Genomic DNA, 23,089 nt, shown 5'->3' on the forward strand with positions numbered 1-23,089 from the left:
CCGCCGAGAGAAGCGCCGCCGCCGCCCGCCCCGCCTCGGCCGGAGCCAGGGCGGCGTCGTTCACCGCCTCCATCAGGCCGAACAGCTGCTGCTCGGCGCGATCGGCGACACATACAGCCGCCGCGGCGCCCTCGTCCTCGGACTCCTCGTCTTCGGCGCGGGCGCGGTCGCCGGATCTCGTCGACAGTTCGGCCGGGGTCATCACGGCCCGCGCCGTCATGGGTGTCGGCGCCGCGATGATCACGCCCGCCACGCTCTCGCTGCTCGCCGCGACCTTCCCGCGGGCCGAGCGCGCCAAGGCCGGGGCGGCGTCGAGGGCCCCGGCCGGGAGCCTGGTTCCCACGGCATCGGCGAGGTGGGAGGAGTACTCACACGTACAAGCCGGTGAGCCGGACGAACCGGACCGGGACGCCCTGATTCGCAGGCTGCTGGGCGTCCCGGACCCGGATTCGCACGAATGGGGCTCACTGCTGGATCGGATTGCCGTCCGTCCCGCAGATGTACCCCGCGACGATGCAGTTGGCCACCCGGCGCTTCAGCTCACCGTCGTCCCAGGCGTTGAAGAAGTCGCCGTGGAAGGTGTAGCCGGGCTGGTCGGTCACATTGACGCCGTTTCTGGTGCCCGCGAGCGTCAGCCCGCCGCCGTTGACCGGCCAGGTGATCAGCAGCTCCAGCCGCGGCACGACCACGGGGTGCGAAGCGGGGCAGGTCTGACCGGCCGCGTACGCCATGTGGTCCCGGTGGTTGGCACTGTCCAGGTTCTTCCCGTCCCAGCAGGTCGGGAAGTCCAGATAGTTCTCCAGCTTGGTGCCGGGCGGGCAGTTGATGAACTCCCGGCTGGACTCGGGCCGCCCCACGCACGACCAGCGCGCTGCCGGGTTCTGATCGGGAGAGGTGGCCAGGGAGTTGCCGACGACGTAGCGCAGACCGCGCGGATGGGCCACGGCCCGGGTGTGGTCGGTGATGCCCTGGTAGTAGACGGTGACCCGCTCGGGGGCCACCGGGACTCCGTTCTTGTAGAGGGTGGGGGTCCAGTACGAGGAAAGGTCCACCGTGGGCGTGCAGTTGGTGGTGCCGGCGGCCAGCGACTGGAGCGTCGAGGCCGCGTTCGCGGTCCTGTTCCCGTAGAACTCATGGATGTGCGAACGGCCCACCTGCCCCGGGAAGACGATCGGGTCGTCGCCCTTGCGGTGGCTGGAGAAGCAGTCCGCGCGGAATTCGCTGCCGCGCACCGGGGCCGCGGCCTGTGCGACGATCGCGGCCGTCTGGGCGGCGGTGAAGGTGTAGGCATGGCCGTTGTGGCCCGTCATGGCACGGTGGGATGCGGTGTGGCCCGAAACGGTGTCGGGAGCCGCCCGTTCGGTCCTCGCGGTGATCCATCCCGCCGTGATCAGGAAGATCACGGCGGCAAGGCTCGCGAGCAGTCGGCGGAACATTGTGGTCCTCCTGGGTTCACTGGGTTCACTGGGTTCACTGGATTCAGTCGAAGGGGATGCGTACGACGGACTGGTTGCCGACGCCGACCGTGCTGGCACCGCCGCCGATGGCGTTCCAGACCTCGATCTGCACCTTGCCGTTCGTCAGATCGCCGAGCGCCCCGGTGGACGACTTGAGGCCCTTCGCCTGGGTGTAGTGCTCCCAGCCCGCGACGGGGTCGGTGGCGAAGTAGTTGTACGTCTCCGTCCGGTCCCAGCTCCCGTCGCCCGTACGGTCGTAACTCACCCTGATCTGCTGGCCGTTGGCCACCGTGGAGCCCGCGTCGAGGAACAGGTCGAACTGTGTCGCGCCGCCGTTGTACTTCCTGGTGATCCCGGCCGAGGTGAAGACCTGCGGGTTGTGCGGGTTGCCGTCGTGGTCGGCGCCGCCCGCCGAGGCGAGGCTCACCGTCGAGGCCGATGCCGCCGCGTCGCCCGCGCCGCCTCCCGTACGCAGATACAGCTGGGAGGAGCCGGAGGGCGGGGGAGTGGTGGGCGGGTCGGTCGTGGGCGGTGTCGTGGGCGGGGCGGTCGAGCCGCCGCCCTTGGTCCAGACGGCGATGTAGTCGATGAGCATGGGGCGGCCGGGGACGGTCGCGGGCGTCGGGGTCTTGCCGGCCAGCGCGTCGGGGAACGCGCCGCCGATCGCGACATTGAGCAGGATGAAGTAGCCCGCGTGGTTGGTCATGTTCGCCCAGGTCCCGGCGTCCACGCGGTTCTCGGCGACGCTGTGGAACAGCTGGCCGTCCACGTACCAGCGCAGTTCATTGGGGGAGGTGGAGCGGTCCCACTCGAAGCGGTACGTGTGGAATGCGGATTGGCAACTCGCGCCGGGGCAGGCGCGGTTGTTGGCGATGCCGCTGGTCTCGTTGCAGGGGCCGCCGGGGTTGACCCCGCAGTGCAGCACACCCCAGACGGAGTTGATGCCGTTGACGTTCTCCATGATGTCGAACTCGCCGATGGACGGCCAGTTCCAGTAGTTGCCGCGGTAGGGCGCGCCGAGGGCCCAGAAGGCGGGCCAGTAGCCGAGCGCGGCCTGGCCGGTCACATTCGGCATCTGGATCCGGCCCTCGATGCGCAGCGTTCCCCCGGCCGGGGCCTTGAAGTCGGTGCGCTTGGTCTCGACACGGCCGGAGGTCCAGTTGCCCCCGCCGTCCCGGAGGGGGGTGATGCGCAGATTGCCGGTGCCGTCGAGGCTGAGGTTGTCGGGGTTGTTGGTGTAGTTCTGGATTTCGCCGGTGCCCCAGTTGCCGGGCCCGTTCGGGTAGGCGTGGCCGAGGTCGATCTGCCAGTTGGCCGACGAGGGCAGGGTGCGGTTGGCGCCGTTGAAATCGTCGCTCCACTGGAGATTCCAGCCGGGCGTGGGCGGTACGTCACCGCGAGCCGACCCCGCGCCGGTCACGGCGATGAAACCGGCGAGGGCCACGGTCATGGCGACGATCACGGTGAGCAAGGGGGTGCGTTTGATGCGGCTCGTGCTCAAGGAACACCTCCGGGAGGGTGGTGCCGAGGGATGTGAGAGCGCTCTCAAACAGTTTTGTAGATGTAGACAGTCCAGCCGTCAATGGCTGCACACCGTTAACTTCCTGAACGCGTCGCCCGTTTGGACTGAACCGCTGGTCAGGAGCGGACGGCCGCGTCGCTCCCGTCGCTCCCATGGGCCGACGAGGCGTCAAGCGCCGCCAGCTCCGGCGCGCTCAACGTGAGTCCGGCGGCCGCCGCGGAATTCCGGATGGTCTGCGGCCGGCTCGCGCCCGGGATCGGGATCACAGCCGGAGACTTCGCCAAAAGCCAGGCCAGGGCGGTTTGTTGGGGGCTCACGCCACTCTCGCGCCACCTGGTGGAAGGCGGCGTACGGACCTGTCACTTCCGGGCCCGCTCCCTCCGCTCCTGTTGCGCCGTTCAGTCCCGACGGCCCGTCCAGCGAACTCCGTGAGATCCCGCCGAGCGGACTCCACGGAAGGAAGGCGAGGCCCAGCTCCGCGCAGAGCGCAGCTCCGCCTCGCTGTCGCGCACCGCGGGCGAGTACCGGTTCTGTACCGAGACCAGCCGCTCGCCCAGCATCTGCCTGGCCAGCCGGATCTGGGCCGCATCAAACTCAGCGAACTCGGGCGCCGGGTGCGGCTGAGCCCGGCGGCGGTCACGGAACGGGTGCGCCGGCCGGAGGCCTGCGGCGCGATCACCGGCTACGGGGCGCATGTCTCACCGGCCCGCCTCGGCTACGGCATCCAGGCGTCAATCCGCACGGCGGCTACAACCTCAAGCACCCCAGGACTCTGGAGCTGCTCGCCCGCCCCGAGGTGATCGAGGTCCACCATGTCGTCGGCGAGGACTGCTGGATCATCAAGGTCGCGGTGACCGACACGGTCCATCTCGAGGACGTACTGGAGCAGACGTCGGCTCTCGGTCGTACGACGACATCGGTCGTGCTGACCTCGCCGGTGGAACGCAGGCCGCTGCTGCCCCCGCGGTGACGTGATCCGCGGTGACATACCCCGTACCCACCTGCCACGCAGTGACCTGGCGGCACCGCACTGACCTCGATGTTTACCTTGCGGTGCGTAGCTGACTTATTTGTAGGTACTTGTGGGGGAGTTGGACGCCGAAGAAGCATGACGGACATGTCCACCACCAAGAACGGCCCCCTTGCCTCTGCCACCGTCCGTACTTCTGTCACCGTCCTCGGGCTCGGCGCGATGGGCCAGGCCCTCGCCGGCGCCCTCCTCGACGCGGGCCACCCCACCACCGTCTGGAACCGCTCTCCCGGCAAGGGCGACGAGCTCACCGCCCGCGGCGCGGTCCGCGCCGCCGGCGCGGAAGAGGCCGTACGGGCAAGCGAGTTGACCGTCGTCTGCGTGGTCGACCACGACGCCGCCCAGGCGATCCTCGACCCCCTGGGCGATGCGCTTCAAGGCCGGGCGCTGGTCAATGTCACCTCGGACACGCCGGAGCGCTCGAGGGCGGCGGCGGCCTGGGCGGCCGAGCGGTCCATCGCCTATCTGGACGGCGCGGTCATGGTGCCGACCCCGCTCATCGGCTCGCCCGACGCGCTGCTCTTCTACTCCGGCTCGCAGGAGGCGTTCGAGCGGTACGAGTCCGCCTTGAAGGCCCTCGGCGGCAAGGCCGCGTTCGTCGGCACGGATCCCGGGCTCGCCGCGCTCTACGATCTGTCGCTGCTCGACTTCTTCTACGGCAGCATCTCGGGCCTGGTGCACGCGTACGCGCTGGCCAGGGCCGACGGGGTCAAGGCGGTCGACATCGCCCCGTATCTGAGCACCATCGTCCAGATTCTGCCGCCCATCGCGGAGTACACGGCGGCCAACATCGACGCGGGCAGCTATCCGGGAACACAGGCCAACCTCGGCATGATGGCGGTGGGCGTCGAGCACATCCTGCACGCGGCGCAGACCCGCGGTCTCGACGTCTCCCACCTGGAGTCCATCAAGTCCGTCGCCGACAGGGCGATAGCGAAGGGCCACGGCGCCGACGACTGGGCGAGCACGTACGAGGCCGTCACCGCGGAGTCCTGAGCCGGGGGGATCAGCCTGTTGCCTTGACGCCGACGTCAAGGATTACCGTCGAGGACATGCGAATCGGCGAGCTGGCGGAGCGGGCCGGGACGACCACCCGCACTCTGCGCTACTACGAGTCCCGCGGGCTCCTGCCCGCCCGGCGCGCGGTGAACGGCTACCGCACGTACGACGAGGACGATCTGCGGCTGCTCCAGCAGATCCGGACCCTGCAGGACTTCGGGTTCGATCTGGAGGAGACCAGACCCTTCGTCGACTGTCTGCGCGCCGGGCACCCGGCGGGCGACTCCTGCCCCGCCTCGCTCGCCGTCTACCGCGCCAAGCTCGGTGAGCTGGACACGCTCATCGACCAGCTTCAGTCGGTGCGCGCCCAGGTCGGGGCGCAGCTTGCGCGGGCGGAGCTGGAGGCGCAGGCCGATGTTCCGGGCGGTCCGGAGCCACGCTGTGAACTGACGTACGGAGGGGAAGACGAATGATCCACGCAGAAGGCGTCGCCGCGGTGACGGACAACGACTTCGACGACGAGGTGCTGAAGGCGGGACTGCCGGTCCTGGTGGAGTTCACCGCCGACTGGTGCGGCCCGTGCCGCCAGCTCGCGCCGGTGCTGAGCGCTCTCGCCGCCGAGGAGGCCGACCGGCTCAAGGTCGTACAGCTCGATGTGGACACCAACCCGGAGGTCATGGTGCGGTACGGCGTGCTGTCGATGCCGACGCTGATGGTGTTCCGCGGGGGCGAGCCGGTGAAGTCGATGGTCGGCGCCCGGCCCAAACGACGGCTGCTCCAGGAACTGGAGGACGTGCTCTAGCCCCGCAGGGCCAGCACCTCCTCCCCCGCCACCGCAAACACACGATTGCCGTCGCCCACCAGCCCGTAGTTGCCGGCATCCTTCGGCATCGCATACGTCCAGGTGCTCTTGCGGTCGTCCAGGGACGCGGTCTGCACTTCGGGCTCGTCGCCGCTGCCGCCTCGCGGGTTGATGGCGCACACCGTGTTCTCCTGCACCACAACGGGGCTGTACATGAAATAGGCCTTCGGGGACCTCCACACCTCGGTCCCAGTAGCCGCGTCGAAGCCCAGGATGTACGGGCCCTGCGTGGAGTAGACCGTCTTGCCCCGCACCAATGGAGGGCCTGAGGGCTGCAGTTTTCCCTCGACCCGTTCGCTCTTCGCCCACAGCTCCGCGCCGTCGGCGAGGTTACGGGCAGTCAGGGAGCCACCGTTGATGAAGACCGTGTCGCCGAGAACCACGGGATCGATCAGCGCGAAGTCGATGGATGACTGGTCGTCGATGTTCCATACCTGGTGTCCGTTGGCCGAGTCGATGGCGATGACCTGGCCGACTGCTGTCGCGGCCACGACACGACCGCGCGCTGCGACGCCCACAGGGGGGCGTTTGGTGGCGCCGTTCGGGAGATTCTTCGCCAGGAGATCCGCATCGCTCCGTGCCGTCCAGAGGATCTTGCCGTTCGAGCGGCTGACACTGCGCAGACGGCCGTCGGTCGTGACAACGTAGACGGCCGAGTCGTCGGCGGCGAGCAGGTACTTGGCCGCTGCCTTCACCGTCCACCGGGCCTCACCCGTGGCGGCGACGAAGGTCACCATGTCGCCCTTCCGGTCCACCGCCGCGACGAGGGAGTCGGACAGAGAGAGGTATCCCGCACCGGCGTCCACGGTGGGGGCCTTCCAGCGCTGAGCACCGTCCACGACGCTGTGCGCGGCGATGCCCCCGCCGACGGCGCCGAGCAGGAGGACGTCCCGAACGGGCAGAACCTTGGAGGACTTCTTGGCCCGCACCCGTTCAGGGCCCCACAGCGGAGTGGGCTTCTTGCTCGTAGCGCTTCCGGCCTCGGCGACGGGTGTTTCGGCAGCCGGGGGCAGCGCGAACGGATCCTCGTCGCGGCCCAGCCACCAGGCCACCGTGCCTCCCCCCGCTGCCACAACGGCTCCGCCCACCGCGAGCCCGGTCAGCAGGCGGCGGCGCGTGATCGGCTTCGCACCGGACGGCGAGACCATCGTGGTCAACTGATGGACGGTGCGCTCACGCTGTTCGATATCCGTCGCCAGCGGACCGCGGCGCCAGATGCGGTCCGCGCCACGTGCCGGGGCGAAGACCACAGCCATCTGAGCAGGCGTCGGCCGGTGAGCGGGGTCCTTGGCGAGGCACGGTCCGATCAGCGGCACGAGCTCCTGCGGCACGCGGTCCAGACGGGGTTCGCCGTGCACGACTTCGTACTGCACCGCCGCAACGTGCGTGCCGTCGTAGGCCTGCTCCCCCGTGATCGCGTACACCAGCACAGCACCCAGGGAGAACACGTCCGCGGATGGTCCGACACGCTGCCCGAGCACCTGCTCGGGGGCGCCGTAGCCGGGGGTGGCCGGAGTCTGGCCCGTCGTTGTCAACGTCAGGCCGTGCTCAGGGCGGGCGATGCCGAAGTCGATGATCCGCGGCCCCGAGGACGTCAGGACGATGTTGGACGGTTTGAGATCGCGGTGGATGAGTCCCGCGGCGTGAATGTCGGCCAGCGTGCGCACCAGGGCGGAGGCGAGCACGTGGACGGTCGGCTCGTCGAGGGGGCCGTGCGCCCCAACGGCCTGGTCGAGCGTCGGTCCCGCAAGGAACTCGGTGGCGATCCAGGGCCGACCCCCCTCGGTCTGTGCGCCCAGGACTCGGGCCACACCCCGGCTCGTGACGGCCTGCGCCATCTGGGCTTCGCGGACAAAGCGTTGGGCGAGACTCTGGTCATGGGCCACCTCGGGCCGCAGGACCTTCACGGCCGCGGTGGTACCCGCAGCGTCCTGCCCGACGTACACCTTGCCCATGCCTCCTTCACCGAGGACTCCGTGGAGCCTGTAGGGGCCGAGGCGCAAGGGGTCGCCGGTGCCGAGGGGTCTCATGAGTGGCTGCCTTCTCGATTGCTTGAGTCGTACGGAGGGTGCGGGGAGGCGATGCGCGGGCAGTCTCACTGCCTCGTTCCGAGTACCGGGGCGCTACCCGAGGTTGTAGCCCGCGATGAAGTCCGGGCCCACGGCAATGAGCCTTTCGGGGATGCCCATATGGGCATAGAAGCGGTCGCCCTCGGCTTCGTACGTCTTGGCCACCTTGCCCGTGCCGGCGTCGACCACCCTCATCCGGCCGGCCTTGCGGTCGTAGCTGTAGACGAACCGATAGCCGGCCACCGGCGGGATCGTGAGATCGGCTTCCTTTCCCTGGCCGCCCTTTTCTCGCCAGACCACGTCTCCCGTGACGAAGTCGACGGCCACGAGGCCGTGCCCTTCCTCCACGGCGAATACGGAGTCTCCGACGGTCGGCGGCCCTGTACGACCCCGGGCCCGGCCGGTGCCGAAGGCCCACTTCTCCTTGCCGTCCTTGAGAGCAATCGCGCGCAAGGTGCCCGACGGCGGGTAGACATGGAACAGATCGACTTCCAGGAGGCCTTGCACATCGTCCGGGTCGGAGACCTCCAGCGGCTGCTCCCACCTGAGCTTCCCGGTCCGGGCGTCGCGTACCGCGAGTGTGACCGTGCCCTCGGACGACTCCTGCAGCAGTGCGAGGTGGTAATCGTCGTCGTGGTTGGTTGCCCTGGCCGCGAGGAAGTGGAGGCGTTCGGAGGTCTCCGGTCGCGAGGGCAGCGGCTGCCGCCAGACGATCTTCCCCGTGTGCGTGTCGAGGGCCAGCAGGGACCACTTCTGTTCGGCCGTGAAGCCCATGGCTCGGCCCGAAGGTTTCCCCTGGCCCGCGGCGACGTAGACGACGCCCTCAGCGGCGCACAAGAGCTGTGTTGCGGGCAGCCCGCCGTTGTAGTCCTTGAACTCGACGGAGGCAGTAGCCACATCACGTGACATCAGATCGGTCGTCTTGATGGTGATCGGTCCGTCGCCCGAACGCACGGGCTCACAGCTGTGCAGCTTTTCCTCTTCGGCCGTGCAGCGGTGCGCGGGGGCCTTGCCCAGCGACGGGATCTCGACCCCGCCCCGGTTCATGTCGATGACGCGGATGCCGTTGTCATCGGGGATGGCGACGGAGGCGACGAAGCTCAGCGGCCTGGGTGGCTGGGGAGCGGTTTGCGAAACGCTCAGGGGGAGCCGCCAGAGCCAGCTCCCCTTCTTGGCCGGCGAACCGCCCGGCTTTGTCTTGCTGCCCGGCTTGTTGCCGCTTTCGGAGCCATCGCCCCGACCGAGCCACGCCCACACCCCGGCCCCGGCGAGTGCCGCTCCGGCGACGGATCCGCCGCCGGCCTTGAGGAGGGTGCGGCGTGAGGTGGCAGGGGTGGCGGCCGGGACGGTTTCTGCTGCCGAGTGGTCCGCCGGCGCGGGGAGGCGGTACGGCTGGTGCTGCCAGACCTCGGTCGCCCTGCGGCCGATGTCGGTGAGGACGGTCTCCGGCAGATGGTCGGCGAACTGGCCTTGGCCGTCGTGGAGTTGTGCCGCAAGCTCGTGGGTTGTCGGGCGTTCGGCCGGGTCCTTGGCGAGGCAGCGCTGCAGGATCGGGAGGAGGGTCTCGGGGAGGCCCATCAGGTCCGCGTCGGCGTAGCGGACGCGGTAGATGAGGTCGGCGGCCTGGCCTGTGCCGAAGGGGCCGTGGCCCGTCGCTGCGTAGGTGAGCACGCCGGCGAGGGCGAAGACGTCGCCGGCGGGGGTGTGTTCCTGGCCGGTGGCCTGCTCGGGGGACATGAACGCCGGCGTCCCCGCGGCCGTGCCGGTGCGGGTGAGGCGGTCGTCCCCCGCGGCGCGGGAGATACCGAAGTCGATGATCTTTGGCCCAAAGGCCGTGATCATGACGTTGGACGGCTTGAGGTCGCGGTGGACGACGTCCGAGGCGTGCAGCTGTGCAAGCGCTCCCGCGAGGGCTGCGCCCAGGGCGCGTACGGAGGTCTCGGGCAGCGGACCCGAGAGGTCGACGGCGTCGTCGAGGGGCGGGCCGAGGACGTACTCGGTGGCGAGCCAGGGAGTTTCGGCGTGGGGGCCGGCGTCCACGACGGTGGCCCCGTGGTGGCCGCCGATGATGCGGGCGGCGTCCGTCTCCAGGTGGAAGCGGGTGCGGGCGGCGGGATCGGATGCGATGCCTGCGTGCATGGTCTTCAGCGCGACGGTACGGCCGCCGGCCGAGCGGGCGAGGTACACCGTGCCCATGCCGCCGTGGCCCAGTCGGGCCAGCAGATCGAACGAGCCGATCGCGGCAGGATCGTCATGAGTGAGGGGAGAGAGCATCATCAGGTCCTGGACGGCTGGGGGACGCGGACTTCGGCGGCGAGGAGCTCCGCCGACTGGTGGGCGAGGGCCGCGACCACGCGGCCCGGCAGCCAGCCCGAGGACATGCGTGACGCGGACGAGTCCAGCACCGTCGCCGAGGGGGCGGAGGAGGCGGGCGGGAGTTCGAGCATCAGCTCGGCCGCCGTCGGGCGGGCGGCTGCGTCGCGGGCCAGGCAGCGGGCGATCAAGGGGCGCAGGGACTCCGGGAGTTCGGAGCGGTCCGGGACCGTGTGGCCCGTGGCGGCGTACGCGAGGACCGCGCCCAGGCCGTGGATGTCGCCCGGCGTGCGGGGGCGGCCGCCGGCTGCCTGTTCCGGCGCGAGGCTGCCGGGCTCCAGGCCGGGCAGACCGGTGCGTGCCTCGCCGTCGGCGCCCGCGGCGCGGACCGCGCCGAAGCACGTGAGCCGCGGGCCGTTCCAGGCCAACAGGACCGCGGCGGGGGAGACGCCCGCGTGCGTGATGCCGAGCGCATGCGCGCCCGCCAGGGTCTCGGCCAGGGCCGTGCCGATGGCCCGCACTGTGCGCTCGGGCAGCGGGCCGCCGTGCACGGCGAGCGCGACGGGGAGTGGCAGGACGGGCAGATAGTGCGAGGCGTACCAGGGGGTCTCGGGGGCGGGGGAGACCTCGGCGACGGGCAGGACCGACGGGCCGAGCAGCTGCCGGGCGGCATCCGCCTCGACGAGGAAGCGCCCGGGGTCCACCCCGTCGAGGGGGGTGCTGAGCAGCACTGTCCGGTCGCCGTCGGCGCTGCGCACGACGAACCGCCGCTCGGGGACGGCGGGGGAACCGGGGCAGGCCGGGGGGTCGAGCCGGGTGATGAGGTGGTACGGGCCGATACGGCGCGGTCCGTTCGGGCCCGACCGTTGTGTACGAGCTCGTTCCATCTGCGAATCCCCCTGGGCACGGCAACAGCAACAGGAGCCTACCGGCGGGGTCGCGAGCGCTGTGGAGTGGTCCAGGGCCGAACGCGATGGTGACGTCGGTACGTCCAGCAGGATCCGGTGCTCAGCAAACTGTTCTTCATTGCCAGAACGGAGGGTGTCCCGGTAGCCGGGACACATGGAGGTACAGGAGCGGGCGGTGTCACGTGTGGCACAGGCCGCCCGGCGGGCGCTCCGGCCGCGCGCCCCGGAGCGCCAGTCGCTCGCGCACCCGCCCCTTCGGCGCAAAAAAATACCCCGGACCGAATTGACGGCCGGGGTATTTCTCTGCGTATATTGGGTGTTTCCGTGTTCGTGCACACCAAAGCGCACGGAAAAGTTCACTGGGGACACCGTATCGCGTCAGGAGCTGAATTGTCAACCGAGGAATTGCAGAATGAGCAGCAATTCGTCTCCCTGCTCTACAGGCGTCTCGACGCGTTCCGCGAGCAGGCCGAAGGCGCGGTCCGGACGGCGATCGGGCAGGCCGGGACCGGTCTTCAGGCCCGCGTGGAGCGCGATATCAGCGTCGCGGAACAGTCCGGACAGCTGTCCGCGCTGAATGCCGTGGATTCCGGACTCTGTTTCGGGCGTATCGATCTCAAGGACGGTGCCAGGCACCACATCGGTCGTATCGGATTGCGACAGGACGATACGGAGCGCACCCCTCTTCTCATCGACTGGCGTGCTCCCGTCGCGCGGCCCTTTTACCTCGCCACCGGCCATGAGCCGATGGGCCTGCGCCGGCGCCGGCACATCACCACCAAGGCGCGCACCGTCACCGCGCTGCACGACGAGATCCTCGATCTCGCCGACGCCACCCGCACCGGGTACGAGGACCACGACGCGGACGCCGTGCTGCTCGCCGCGCTCGGGGCCGCGCGTACCGGGCGGATGAGCGACATCGTGCAGACCATCCAGGCCGAGCAGGACCGCATCATCCGCGCTCCGCAGCGTGGCGTGCTCGTCGTCGAGGGCGGGCCCGGCACGGGAAAGACCGCGGTCGCGCTGCACCGGGCCGCCTATCTCCTGTACGCGCACCGCGAGCAGCTCGCCCGGCGCGCCGTGCTGATCGTCGGGCCGAACCCGGCGTTCCTCGGCTACATCGGTGAGGTGCTGCCCTCGCTCGGCGAGACCGGGGTGCTGCTGTCCACCATGGCGGAGCTCTATCCCGGCGTACGGGCAACCGGGACCGACACTCAGCGGGCCGCGGCCGTCAAGGGCCGTGCGGAGATGGCCGATGTGCTGGCCCGTGTCGTACGCGACCGGCAGACGCTCCCCGAGTCGGTGCCCGGGGTCGACCACGAGGACAGCGGGACGCTGCCCGAGCCCGCGCTGGAGATCGACCATCAGGAGCACGGGACGCTGCTGCTCCACCGCGAGATGGCGTACGAGGCCCGCGACCGGGCCCGCGCCACCGGGCTGCCGCACAATCTGGCGCGGCCGCACTTCGCCTTCCGGATCATCGACGCGCTGACCGAACAGCTCGTGGACCGGCTCGGTGCCGATCCGTACGGCGGACCGAACCTCCTCGGCCCCGACGACATCGCCCAGCTCGGCAAGGAGATCGCTACCAGCGCCGAGGTGCACTCGGCGATCGACGAGCTCTGGCCCTCGCTCACCCCGCAGCAGCTCGTCGCCGACTTCCTTGCCGAGCCCGAGGCCCAACTGCTGCACGAGGAAGCCGAGATCGTCCGGCGTACGCACGGCGCCTGGACGCCGGCCGATGTGCCGCTGCTCGACGAGGCCGCCGAGTTGCTCGGCATCGACGACAGCGCGGAACGGGCCGCCGCAGAGGCCGAGCGGCAGGACCGGATCGCCTACGCACAGGGTGTCCTGGAGCTCTCGCAGGGCTCCAAGACGTACGAGTTCGAGGACCAGGAGTCCGAGGTTCTCGCCGCGCACGACATCATCGACGCCGAGCGGATGGCCGAGCGCCAGGAGGAGGCCGACCACCGCAGCGCGGCCGCGCGCGCCGCCGCCGACCGGACCTGGGCGTTCGGGCACATCATCGTCGACGAGGCGCAGGAGCTGTCCGCGATGGCATGGCGGTTGTTGATGCGCCGCTGCCCCACGCGCTCGATGACCCTGGTCGGCGACCCGGCCCAGACCGGTGACGCGGCCGGCTGCGGGTCGTGGCAGGAGATCCTTGGGCCGTACGTCGGCGACCGCTGGCAGCACAACCGACTGGGCGTCAACTACCGCACGCCCGCCGAGATCATGGAGCTCGCGGCGGACGTGCGGCGCAGCGAGGACCCCGCCTTCGAGCCGCCGCGCTCGGTGCGTTCCACGGGCGTACGGCCATGGGAAGTGGCTGTCGCCCCGGACGAGCTCGCACGGACCGTCGCCGAGCGGGTGGCCGGATCTCCGTACGAGGGGCGGCTCGCGGTGATCGCCCCGGCCGGGCTCCGCACCGCCCTCGCGGCCGAGCTGCCCGGCGTCCCGAGCGGCGGTGAACCGGACCTCACCCGGCCCGTCGTGCTGCTCGATCCCCGCCAGGCGAAGGGCCTGGAGTTCGACACGGTGATCGTCGTCGAGCCGGAGCTGATCCGCGCCGGCTCGGCCCACGGCACGAACGACCTCTATGTGGCGCTGACCCGCGCCACCCAGCGCCTGGGGGTGGTGCGTACGGACCGCGGCCGCGACCTGTCGCGGTGACCGCAGCGGTTGACCGGGTCCGACCGGCAGCCGGTTCGTCCTCGATCGCCGGTCGGGCTGGAAGAACAAGCCCGCCCGGCGATCGAGGACATACGTTCACGCCGGGCGCAGCCACACCGTCGCCAGCGGCGGCAGCGTCAGCTGGATGCTGGCCGGGCGGCCGTGCGACGGCACCGACTCCGGCTTCAGCGGATCCTCGTTGAGCACATTGCCGCCGCCGTAGCGCGCCGCGTCCGTGTTGAGGATCTCCGTCCATGCCTGGCCCGGGTCCGGCACACCGAGGCGGTACTCATGGCGGACCACCGGCGAGAAGTGGCTGACGGCCAGCAGCGGTGCGCCCGAGGCGTCGTAGCGCAGGAAGGCGAAGACATTGTCCTCCGCCGCGTCGCCGTCCACCCAGGCGAAGCCCTCGGGCACGGTGTCGCGCTGCCAGAGCGCGGGAGTCGCGCCGTACACCGCGTTGAGATCGCTGACCAGGTGCCGGACCCCGCGGTGGTCCGCCTCCGCCGCGTACGACGGGTCGAGCAGCCACCAGTCCGGGCCATGGCCCTCCGACCACTCCGCGCCCTGCGCGAACTCCTGTCCCATGAAGAGCAGTTGCTTGCCCGGATGCGCCCACATGAAGCCCAGATAGGCGCGGTGGTTGGCGCGCTGCTGCCACCAGTCGCCGGGCATCTTGCTCACCAGCGACCGTTTGCCGTGCACCACCTCGTCGTGCGAGATCGGCAGGACATAGTTCTCGCTGTACGCGTACACCATCGAGAAGGTCATCTCGTTGTGGTGGAACTTGCGGTGCACCGGTTCGTGCGTGACATATTCCAGCGAGTCGTGCATCCAGCCCATGTTCCACTTCAGGCCGAAACCGAGGCCGCCGAAGCCGCCGGGGCCCACATGGTGGGTGGCACGGGTGACGCCGTCCCAGGCCGTGGACTCCTCGGCGATGGTGACGACGCCGGGACAGCGCCGGTAGACCGTGGCGTTCATCTCCTGGAGGAAGGCGACCGCGTCCAGGTTCTCCCGGCCGCCGTGGACGTTCGGCGACCATTCGCCCTGCTCGCGGGAGTAGTCGAGGTAGAGCATCGAGGCGACGGCATCCACCCGCAGCCCGTCGATATGGAACTCCTCGCACCAGTAGGTCGCGTTGGCGACCAGGAAATTCCGCACCTCCTTGCGGCCGTAGTCGAACTCGAGGGTGCCCCAGTCCGGGTGCGCGGCACGCGCCGGGTCCTCGTGCTCGTACACCGTGCGGCCGTCGAACGCAGCCAGCGCCCAGTCGTCCTTCGGGAAGTGCGCCGGTACCCAGTCCACCAGCACCCCGATGCCCGCCCGGTGCAGGGCGTCGATGAGGAAGCGGAAGTCGTCCGGGGTGCCCATCCGGGAGGTCGGTGCGTAGAAACCGGTGACCTGATAACCCCAGGAACCGCCGAAGGGGTGCTCGGCGACCGGCATCAGCTCGACGTGAGTGAAACCCAGGTCCTTGACGTACGCGGGGAGCTGGAGGGCGAGCTGGCGATAGGTCAGGCCGGGCCGCCAGGACCCCAGGTGCACCTCGTAGACGGAGAGGGGCGCCTCGTGCACCGGCCGGTCGCCGCGGTGCGCCATCCACTCCTCGTCCCGCCACACATGATGGGACTCGGTCACGATCGAGGCATTGGCGGGCGGCACCTCGGCGTGCTGCGCCATCGGGTCGGCGCGCAGGGTGTGCGAGCCGTCCGGGCGGGTGATGTCGAACTTGTAGAGCGCGCCCTCGCTCACCCCCGGGACGAACAGCTCCCACACGCCCGTCGAACCCAGTGACCGCATCGGATGGCCGGTGCCGTCCCAGTAGTTGAAGTCGCCGACGACGCGCACGCCGCGGGCGTTGGGCGCCCAGACGGTGAACCGGGTCCCGGTGACGGCCTGGTGCGTCATCGGATGCGCGCCGAGCGCCTTCCACAGCTCCTCGTGCCGGCCCTCGCCGATCAGATGCAGATCGAGTTCGCCGAGTGAGGGCAGGAAGCGGTACGGGTCCTGTACCTCGATCTCGAGCGTGCCCGGGCTCTTGTCCTCTTCGGTGGCCTCGCCCGCGTCGTACGCGACCAGCAGCTGGTACTCCGGAACCGTACGCAGCGGCAGCACACCGGAGAAGAACCCGTCGCCGTCCTCGTGCAGCTCGGCCCGCAGCCCCTTGGCCAGCACGGTCACCGCCCGCGCGTACGGGCGCAGCGCGCGCAGCTCGACGCCGCCCCGCACCGAGTGCGCGCCGAGCTGCCCGTGCGGATCGTGGTGGGTGCCGGCCAGCAGCCGTTCCCTGTCCCCGGCCGCGAGCGGTCGCGCGGCCCGTACGCCATGACTGCCGCCGGCGCGCGGCCGTGGTGCGGCGGGCTGCTTGCGGCCGGGCCCGGCCGCTGCCGTTGGATTCGGTACATCGGGGTCGGACGAATTACGGGACGGGGGTCGGGCGGTCACGGGGGTCGGCCTCCTTGGGCTGTGGGGGGATCAGGTGAGGGCGGCCAGACGGTCGATCGCCGCCATCGGCACCGGCAGCCAGTCGGGGCGGTGCCGGGCCTCGTACACGACCTCGTACACGGCCTTGTCCGTCTCGTACGCGCGCAGCAGTTCGGGCTCGGTGCGCGGATCGGCGCCGGAGATCTCGGCATAGCCCTCGCAGTACGCCGTACGGCAGCGCTCCGCCCAGGCCGGGTTCCACGGGCGGTGCGTACGGGCCGCGTAATCGAACGAGCGGAGCATGCCGGCCACATCGCGTACCGGGGGCTGCGGCCTGCGCCGTTCGCTGAGCGGGCGCGCGGGCTCACCCTCGAAGTCGATGACCGACCAGTGGCCGTCGCCGTCGGAGGATCCGGAGACACCGGGGGAACCGGCGCCGAGCAGGGTCTGCCCCAGATGGAGGTCGCCGTGCACGCGCTGGGCCCGCCAGGCGCGGCCGCGCCTGCCCAGCGCGGCGATCGCGTCGAAGGCGGCTCGCAGCCGGGGCGCGTACGGCAGCAGGGCGGGCACCGCCTGCGCGGCCGCGTCCAGCCGCTCCGACATCGCCGCAGCCAGATGCTCGGCCTGCTGTCGGCGCAGCATCACGGTCGGCAGGGCGCCGGCCAGCGCCGAATGCACCTCGGCGGTGACCCGGCCCAGCGCGCAGGCCTCTGCGGTGAACGAGCGCCCGTCCGCCAGCGACTCCAGCGCGAGCAGCCAGCCGTCTTCGGAGCCGCGCAGGAACGGCTGCAGAACACCGAGGGTGTACGGCTCCGGCGTGGTGGACTCGTACCAGGCGACGGGCGCGGGCACCCGGCCGCACCCGGCGCGGGCGAGCGCGAGCGGCAGCTCGAGATCGGGGTTTGGGCCCGGATGGACCCGGCGGAAGAGCTTGAGGATGTACGCATCGCCGTACACCAGCGAGGAGTTGGACTGCTCGGCGTCCAGCGGCCGTGCGGTGAGCCCGCCGGGAATGGCCGGGCCGCGGTCGAACCGGTCGAAGCGGAGCGGCCCGAGCACGCCGGGTGTGCGCAGCCGCTCCAGGATCAGCTCGGCGAGACGCGGATCATGTACGCCCTCGTAGACCGTCAGCCCGGCCAGCGGGCCCTCCGCGGGACGGCCGATCAGCGCGGGCGCGAGATACGGCGGCAGTGTCTGGCGTACGCCGAGCAGGAGTTGGTAGCAGTCGTTCGTGGACGGAGCGGGAGGTCCATGCTGCTGGACGCGCACGAGCAGATGCAGCAGTCCGGCACCTGGGCCGTCCACCGGCAGCAGTTCGGTCGCCGAGACGGGCGAGAACCCGGTGACAGGTCGGCCCTTGCCGGCGAACCAGCGCTGCCGGGGCAGCCATTCGTGCAGGAGCGGGGCGAGTGACGGGAGAAGAGCGACGGGAGTCCGGGTGGATGCAGCCTCCGACATGGCATCGCGTCCTTTCCCCGGGTACACCACGAATGCGCAGAGTGTCCCGGATTACAGCAGTGGCTGTCCGGCGGCGCGCGGGGATGAAGGGGAGAGTGCCCGGTGCGGGGCGGCGGAAACCGCCCCGCGGGACATACCTGTCCCCAGATGTGACTCAGGTCGAAGCCGAATCCTTCCGCAGCCGGAACCAGTAGAAGCCGTGACCGGCGAGAGTCAGCAAGTAGGGCCACTGACCGATGGCCGGGAATCGCACTCCGCCGATGAGCTCCACCGGATGCCGTCCGCTGAACGTCCGCAGATCGAGCTCGGTGGGCTGCGCGAAACGCGAGAAATTGTTCACGCAGAGCACGAGATCGTCCCCATGTCCGTCAACTGACGGGGCCTCGCGCAGGAACGCGAGCACGGCCGGGTTCGACGAGGGCAGTTCGGTGTACGAGCCGAGTCCGAAGGCGTGGTTCTGCTTACGGATCTCGATCATCCGCCGGGTCCAGTGCAGCAGCGAGGACGGCGAGGCCATCGCCGCCTCCACATTGGTGACCTGGTAGCCGTAGACCGGATCCATGATCGTCGGGAGGTAGAGCCGGCCCGGGTCGCTGGAGGAGAATCCCGCGTTCCGGTCCGGTGTCCACTGCATCGGGGTGCGTACGGCGTCCCGGTCGCCGAGCCAGATGTTGTCGCCCATCCCGATCTCGTCGCCGTAGTACAGGATCGGCGAGCCCGGCAGCGACAGCAGCAGCGCCGTGAACAGCTCGATCTGATTGCGGTCATTGTCCAGCAGCGGGGCCAGCCGCCGGCGGATGCCGATATTGGCGCGCATCCGCGGATCCTTGGCGTACTCCGCGTACATGTAGTCGCGCTCTTCGTCCGTGACCATTTCGAGCGTGAGCTCGTCGTGGTTGCGCAGGAAGATGCCCCACTGGCAGTTCTTCGGGATCGCCGGTGTCTTGGAGAGGATTTCGGAGACCGGATAGCGCGATTCGCGCCGTACGGCCATGAAGATCCTCGGCATCACCGGGAAGTGGAACGCCATATGGCACTCGTCGCCGCCGACCGGGAAGTCGCCGAAGTAGTCGACGACGTCCTCCGGCCACTGGTTGGCCTCGGCGAGGAGCACGGTGTCCGGGTAGTGGGCGTCGATCACCTTGCGTACGTGCTTGAGGAAGGTGTGGGTGGCGGGGAGGTTCTCGCAGTTGGTGCCCTCCTCCTGGTACAGGTACGGCACGGCGTCCAGCCGGAAGCCGTCGATGCCCAGGTCCAGCCAGAAGCGCAGGGCCGAGATGATCTCCTCCTGCACCGCCGTGTTCTCATAGTTGAGATCGGGCTGGTGGGAGAAGAAGCGGTGGAAGTAGTACTGCTTGCGCACCGGGTCGAAGGTCCAGTTGGACGTCTCGGTGTCGACGAAGATGATCCGGGCGTCCTGGAACTGCTTGTCGTCGTCGGCCCAGACGTAGTAGTCGCCGTACGGCCCTTCCGGGGCGCTGCGGGACTCCTGGAACCACGGGTGCTGATCGCTGGTGTGGTTCATGACAAAGTCGATGATGACGCGCATGCCCCGCTGATGGGAGGCGTCGACGAACTCCACGAAGTCGGCCAGGTCGCCGAAGTCCGGGAGCACGGCGGTGTAGTCGGAGACGTCGTAACCGCCGTCCCGCAGCGGCGACTTGAAGAACGGCGGCAACCAGAGGCAGTCGACTCCCAGCCACTGCAGATAGTCCAGTTTGGCGGTGATGCCCTTGAGGTCGCCGATGCCGTCGCCGTTGCTGTCCTGGAAGGACCGCACGAGGACTTCGTAGAAAACGGCCCGTTTGAACCAGTCGGGGTCGCGATCCTTGGCGGGTGTGTCCTCGAACGTGTCGTGGACGGGCTCATTGACGATCATGGTGTGGGTGACCCTCCGATCGGCGGGGACGGTCGCAGAACGACGATGTGCGCGGGCGTGCTGCCCGGCTCGAGGCGCACATAGTTGGCCCTGCCCCAGTGATAGGTCTCGCCGGTGAGCTCGTCGCGCACCGGTGCGCTCTCGTGCCAGTCGAGGCCGAGATGCGGCATGTCCAACGAGACTGTGGCCTCCTGGGTGTGGTGGGGGTCGAGGTTGGCGACCACGAGGACGGTGTTCGAGCCCGACCGTTTCGAGTACGCGATCACCGCGTCGTTGTCGGTGTGGTGGAAGTGGATGTCGCGCAGCTGCTGGAGGGCGGGATGGCGGCGGCGGATCCGGTTGAGGGTGGTGATCAGGGGGGCGATGGTGCGGCCCTCACGCTCCGCCGACTCCCAGTCGCGCGGCCGCAGTTGGTACTTCTCCGAGTGAAGGTACTCCTCGCTGCCTGCCCGCACGGGGGTGTTCTCGCAGAGCTCGTAGCCGGCGTACACACCCCAGGACGGTGCCATGGTCGCGGCGAGCACCGCGCGTACTTCGAACGCCGGGCGGCCGCCCTGCTGGAGGTAGGCGTGCAGGATGTCGGGCGTGTTCACGAAGAAGTTGGGCCGCATATGGGAAGCGGCATCGCCGGAGAGCTCGGTGAGGTAGTCGGTCAGCTCCTGCTTGGTGGTGCGCCAGGTGAAGTACGTGTACGACTGCTGGAAGCCGATCGCGCCGAGGGTGTGCATCATCGCCGGACGGGTGAACGCCTCGGCCAGGAAGAGCACATCGGGATCGGTGCGGTTGATGTCCGCGATCACCTTCTCCCAGAAGATGACCGGCTTGGTGTGCGGGTTGTCGACGCGGAAGATCCGTACGCCGTGGTCCATCCAGAAACGCAGCACCCGCAGCGTCTCGCGAACCAGTCCGCGCATGTCCTGGTCGAAAGCGATGGGATAGATGTCCTGGTACTTCTTCGGCGGGTTCTCGGCGTACGCGATCGAGCCGTCGGCGCGGTGGTGGAACCACTCGGGGTGCTCGGTCACCCAGGGATGGTCGGGCGAGCACTGGAGCGCGAAGTCCAGGGCGACCTCCATGCGCAGGGCGGCTGCCGTCTCGACGAAGTGGTCGAAGTCCTCGAGGGTGCCCAGATCGGGGTGGAGCGCGTCATGGCCGCCGTCGGCCGAGCCGATGGCCCAGGGCACTCCGACATCGTGGGCGCCGGGGGAGAGGCTGTTGTTGGGGCCCTTGCGGAAGGTGGTGCCGATGGGGTGGACGGGCGGCAGATAGACGACGTCGAAGCCCATGGCGGCGACGGCGGGCAGCCGTTCGGCCGCGGTGCGGAAAGTGCCGGAGACGGGCGGCGCGCCCTTCTTGACGACCGCGCCCTCGGAGCGCGGGAAGAGCTCGTACCAGGAGCCGTAGAGCGCGCGCTGCCGCTCGACGAGGAGCGGCAACGGGCGTGAGGAGGTGACCAGTTCGCGCAGCGGGTGGCGGGTGAGCGCGGCGGCGGCGTCGGGGGCCAGGGCGGCGGCGAGCCGCGCGGCGGCGGGCCGCGCGGCGTCGCGGAGCGCGTCGACGGCGGCGAGCACGGCCTCGCGCCCGTCGTTCTTGGGCACTCCGGCGGCGGCACGTTCGTACAGGTCGGCACCTTCGGCCAGCACGAGGGGGGTGTCGATACCGGCGGGGATCTTGATCTGCGCGTGGTGCCGCCAGGTGGCGACCGGGTCGCTCCAGGCCTCGACGGCATACGTCCAGCGGCCCTCAGCATCCGGGGTGACGTCGGCACCCCAGCGGTCGGCGCCGGGCGCGAGCTCGCGCATGGGGGTCCAGGGGCCGGGGTGACCGCTCGGATCACGCAGTACGACATTGGCGGCGACCGCGTCATGACCCTCGCGGAACACGGTGGCGGTGACCCGGAAGGTCTCACCTGCCACCGCTTTCGCTGGCCTTCTTCCACAGTCGACGAGGGGGCGGACGTCCAGGACGGGAATGCGACCGATCATGGGATCACCTGAGGGCTGTGCGGGCAGGGCGGATTGAGCGGGTTGTTTCTTTTTACGAGGTTTGGTTGTTCTTTGTAGCTGCTCAGTCGGCGACTGGCGGGCTGTGGGCATGGCCGCTCCTGTCCGCGTTCACTCGGGTGGGCGGAAAGAATGCTGTGAGAGGTGCGCGATCGCATGCGTACCGGAGGAGCCTTCCCACGCACTTCGGGTGGGCAATCCGGTGGTTTGTTAACTACTAGGGCGTAGACGGCGGCACAAGAACCTCGCGAGCCCTGATCGGGATTCCGCTGGGGGTCCGGGGGTCGTCCCCCGGGGGATGCAGCACTACTAGGGCGTAGACGGCGGCACAAGAACCTCGCGAGCCCTGATCGGGTTTGACGGGGCGTTGGTGACAGCACAGGAACCTCGCGGACTCGAACGGGTTTCCGTAGGAAGCAAAGAAACCGGCCCCGTCGAGTGACGGGACCGGTCTCGGCCGACTGTTTACGCGCCCCAGCTCGGCTCGGGCTTCCTTCCGCTCACGACTCCTCACCCGACCACATCTGCCACGGCTGCCGCGCCACCCAATCGTCCACCGGCGCCGGCTTCACCGAGAGCGCCTCCGCGGTGGCGCCGTCGTCGCCCGCCATCAGACCGGGCTCCGCGCCGCTCGCCATGTAGTGGTAGATCCCCGCCACTCCGGCCGCCGCCTCGCGGCCAAGGATCTGGGTCAGCCCCTGCTCGAAGATGCCCGGCTCCAGCGGCACGTAGCGGACATCGCGCCCGAGCCCCTGCCCGAACGCCGCCGCGAGCTCACTGCCCGTCAGCGTCTGCGCACCGCCGATGTCGAAGGTGCGGCCCGCCACGCCGTCCACCGTGAGCGCCGCGTAGACCGCCTCCGCCAGGTCCCGGTGCGAGATCCACGCGGTCGGCGCGTCGGCCGGCAGCGGATAGGCGAGCACACCCTCGTTCACCAGCGCCGGGCCGTTCCACGGGCTGAAGAGGTTGTCGAGATAGACCGGCGGTCGTACGACCACGAACTCCACGCCGCTCTGGGCGAGGCTCTCCCGGAACACCGTCTCGGCGAGCCGGCGCGTCTCGAAAGCCGCGACATTCGTGGTCCGGTCCGGGATACGGGTGTTGGTGTTGTAGACCAGTCGGCGCAGCCCGGCCTCGCGGGCCGCCTTCGCGATGTGCTGTGCGTACGTCATGACCCGCTCGGCCTGGTACACGAGCGGCAGCACCACCGCGGCGTGTGTGGCCCCTGCCAAGAGCTGGCGTACGTCTTCATAGCGCCCGAGGTCACCGCCGGCGACGGAGATGCCGGGCAGCTCCGGGCGGTCCGCGTCGGACTTGCGGCTCAGTGTGCGGACCCGGTGGTTCCGTTCGGCCAGCAGGCGGGCCGTCGCACCGCCCTGGAAGCCGGTCGCCCCCACAACCGCCACGCGCATCGGATTGTGATCGGACATAAGTCTGATGAGCCCTTCGATAGGGTGTGACTGCTGCCGTGAACGGCTCTTCCAGGCTC

General features: G+C 69.9%; 15 protein-coding genes and 3 pseudogenes. 6 read left to right on the forward strand and 12 right to left on the reverse strand.

Going from position 1 to position 23,089, the window contains the following annotated elements:
* Window positions 1-85 precede the first annotated feature (85 nt).
* A pseudogene (locus AB0D12_RS12350) lies at window positions 86-302 on the forward strand (MFS transporter); the annotation flags it as partial.
* A gap of 162 nt (window positions 303-464) precedes the next feature.
* Here AB0D12_RS12350 and AB0D12_RS12355 read toward each other — a convergent pair.
* The 3 genes and pseudogenes from AB0D12_RS12355 to AB0D12_RS12365 form a co-directional block, all read right to left on the reverse strand.
* Complete coding sequence (locus tag AB0D12_RS12355; protein WP_362680214.1) at window positions 465-1,436, reverse strand: DUF1996 domain-containing protein; 972 nt, start codon at window positions 1,434-1,436, stop codon at window positions 465-467.
* Between the two features lie 43 nt (window positions 1,437-1,479).
* On the reverse strand, window positions 1,480-2,907 hold the full coding sequence (locus AB0D12_RS12360) for a glycoside hydrolase family 16 protein (RefSeq protein WP_362680579.1): 1,428 nt from the start codon (window positions 2,905-2,907) through the stop codon (window positions 1,480-1,482).
* A 188-nt stretch (window positions 2,908-3,095) separates the two neighbouring features.
* A pseudogene (locus tag AB0D12_RS12365) lies at window positions 3,096-3,560 on the reverse strand (aldo/keto reductase); the annotation flags it as partial.
* On the opposite strand from AB0D12_RS12365, the pseudogene AB0D12_RS12370 reads away from it, so the two are divergent.
* The 4 genes and pseudogenes from AB0D12_RS12370 to trxA all read left to right on the forward strand — a co-directional run bounded on the left by AB0D12_RS12370 (window position 3,510) and on the right by trxA (window position 5,810).
* Window positions 3,510-3,949 (forward strand): annotated as a pseudogene (locus AB0D12_RS12370) (Lrp/AsnC family transcriptional regulator). The pseudogenes AB0D12_RS12365 and AB0D12_RS12370 sit on opposite strands and share 51 nt — an antisense overlap.
* A 147-nt stretch (window positions 3,950-4,096) precedes the next feature.
* Entirely contained in the window at window positions 4,097-5,005 is a 909-nt protein-coding gene (locus AB0D12_RS12375; RefSeq protein ID WP_362680217.1) for an NAD(P)-binding domain-containing protein, read from the forward strand.
* A gap of 56 nt (window positions 5,006-5,061) precedes the next feature.
* On the forward strand, window positions 5,062-5,481 hold the full coding sequence (locus tag AB0D12_RS12380) for a MerR family transcriptional regulator (RefSeq protein WP_327326177.1): 420 nt from the start codon (window positions 5,062-5,064) through the stop codon (window positions 5,479-5,481).
* On the forward strand, window positions 5,478-5,810 hold the full coding sequence (gene trxA, locus AB0D12_RS12385; RefSeq protein WP_327326178.1) for a thioredoxin: 333 nt from the start codon (window positions 5,478-5,480) through the stop codon (window positions 5,808-5,810). The genes AB0D12_RS12380 and trxA overlap by 4 nt, the downstream gene beginning before the upstream one ends.
* On the opposite strand, the gene AB0D12_RS12390 is transcribed toward trxA, so the two are convergent.
* The 4 genes from AB0D12_RS12390 to AB0D12_RS12405 form a co-directional block, all read right to left on the reverse strand.
* On the reverse strand, window positions 5,807-7,900 hold the full coding sequence (locus AB0D12_RS12390; RefSeq protein ID WP_362680220.1) for a PQQ-binding-like beta-propeller repeat protein: 2,094 nt from the start codon (window positions 7,898-7,900) through the stop codon (window positions 5,807-5,809). The two genes, trxA and AB0D12_RS12390, sit on opposite strands and share 4 nt — an antisense overlap.
* A 93-nt stretch (window positions 7,901-7,993) precedes the next feature.
* Entirely contained in the window at window positions 7,994-10,216 is a 2,223-nt protein-coding gene (locus tag AB0D12_RS12395) for a protein kinase (protein ID WP_362680223.1), read from the reverse strand.
* On the reverse strand, window positions 10,216-11,139 hold the full coding sequence (locus AB0D12_RS12400; RefSeq protein ID WP_362680225.1) for a serine/threonine protein kinase: 924 nt from the start codon (window positions 11,137-11,139) through the stop codon (window positions 10,216-10,218). The genes AB0D12_RS12395 and AB0D12_RS12400 overlap by 1 nt, the downstream gene beginning before the upstream one ends.
* A 414-nt stretch (window positions 11,140-11,553) precedes the next feature.
* Window positions 11,554-11,796 (reverse strand): hypothetical protein, encoded by a 243-nt coding sequence (locus AB0D12_RS12405; RefSeq protein WP_362680228.1) that lies wholly within the window; start codon window positions 11,794-11,796, stop codon window positions 11,554-11,556.
* An 18-nt stretch (window positions 11,797-11,814) separates the two neighbouring features.
* Between AB0D12_RS12405 and AB0D12_RS12410 the strand changes: the two genes are divergently transcribed.
* Window positions 11,815-13,833, forward strand: a complete 2,019-nt coding sequence (locus AB0D12_RS12410) for a UvrD-helicase domain-containing protein (protein WP_362680231.1) — start codon at window positions 11,815-11,817, stop codon at window positions 13,831-13,833.
* 96 nt (window positions 13,834-13,929) lie between these two features.
* Here AB0D12_RS12410 and glgB read toward each other — a convergent pair whose 3' ends face one another.
* The 5 genes from glgB to AB0D12_RS12435 form a co-directional block, all read right to left on the reverse strand.
* On the reverse strand, window positions 13,930-16,116 hold the full coding sequence (gene glgB / locus AB0D12_RS12415) for a 1,4-alpha-glucan branching enzyme (RefSeq protein ID WP_362680582.1): 2,187 nt from the start codon (window positions 16,114-16,116) through the stop codon (window positions 13,930-13,932).
* A gap of 195 nt (window positions 16,117-16,311) precedes the next feature.
* Window positions 16,312-17,718: a maltokinase gene (locus AB0D12_RS12420; RefSeq protein WP_362680234.1), complete on the reverse strand. Its 1,407-nt coding sequence runs from the start codon at window positions 17,716-17,718 to the stop codon at window positions 16,312-16,314.
* 154 nt (window positions 17,719-17,872) lie between these two features.
* A complete protein-coding gene (gene treS / locus AB0D12_RS12425) occupies window positions 17,873-19,597 on the reverse strand; it encodes a maltose alpha-D-glucosyltransferase (protein WP_362680236.1) in 1,725 nt (574 codons plus the stop codon).
* Complete coding sequence (locus AB0D12_RS12430) at window positions 19,594-21,582, reverse strand: alpha-1,4-glucan--maltose-1-phosphate maltosyltransferase (protein WP_362680239.1); 1,989 nt, start codon at window positions 21,580-21,582, stop codon at window positions 19,594-19,596. Before AB0D12_RS12430 ends, treS begins: the two co-directional genes overlap by 4 nt.
* Window positions 21,583-22,100: 518 nt before the next feature.
* Window positions 22,101-23,030 (reverse strand): NmrA family NAD(P)-binding protein, encoded by a 930-nt coding sequence (locus AB0D12_RS12435; protein ID WP_362680242.1) that lies wholly within the window; start codon window positions 23,028-23,030, stop codon window positions 22,101-22,103.
* Window positions 23,031-23,089 lie beyond the last annotated feature (59 nt).

This window comes from Streptomyces sp. NPDC048479, from assembly GCF_040651435.1.
Taxonomy (GTDB): Bacteria; Actinomycetota; Actinomycetes; order Streptomycetales; family Streptomycetaceae; genus Streptomyces.

Coding starts and splice junctions, on each gene's coding strand:
- AB0D12_RS12390 (WP_362680220.1), bottom strand. CDS start 7,900: ATGAGACCCCTCGGCACCGGCGACCCCTTGCGCCTCGGCCCCTACAGG.
- trxA (WP_327326178.1), top strand. CDS start 5,478: ATGATCCACGCAGAAGGCGTCGCCGCGGTGACGGACAACGACTTCGAC.
- AB0D12_RS12400 (WP_362680225.1), bottom strand. CDS start 11,139: ATGGAACGAGCTCGTACACAACGGTCGGGCCCGAACGGACCGCGCCGT.
- AB0D12_RS12430 (WP_362680239.1), bottom strand. CDS start 21,582: ATGATCGGTCGCATTCCCGTCCTGGACGTCCGCCCCCTCGTCGACTGT.
- AB0D12_RS12355 (WP_362680214.1), bottom strand. CDS start 1,436: ATGTTCCGCCGACTGCTCGCGAGCCTTGCCGCCGTGATCTTCCTGATC.
- AB0D12_RS12420 (WP_362680234.1), bottom strand. CDS start 17,718: ATGTCGGAGGCTGCATCCACCCGGACTCCCGTCGCTCTTCTCCCGTCA.
- treS (WP_362680236.1), bottom strand. CDS start 19,597: ATGATCGTCAATGAGCCCGTCCACGACACGTTCGAGGACACACCCGCC.
- AB0D12_RS12395 (WP_362680223.1), bottom strand. CDS start 10,216: ATGATGCTCTCTCCCCTCACTCATGACGATCCTGCCGCGATCGGCTCG.
- AB0D12_RS12435 (WP_362680242.1), bottom strand. CDS start 23,030: ATGTCCGATCACAATCCGATGCGCGTGGCGGTTGTGGGGGCGACCGGC.
- AB0D12_RS12360 (WP_362680579.1), bottom strand. CDS start 2,907: ATGACCGTGGCCCTCGCCGGTTTCATCGCCGTGACCGGCGCGGGGTCG.
- AB0D12_RS12375 (WP_362680217.1), top strand. CDS start 4,097: ATGTCCACCACCAAGAACGGCCCCCTTGCCTCTGCCACCGTCCGTACT.
- AB0D12_RS12380 (WP_327326177.1), top strand. CDS start 5,062: ATGCGAATCGGCGAGCTGGCGGAGCGGGCCGGGACGACCACCCGCACT.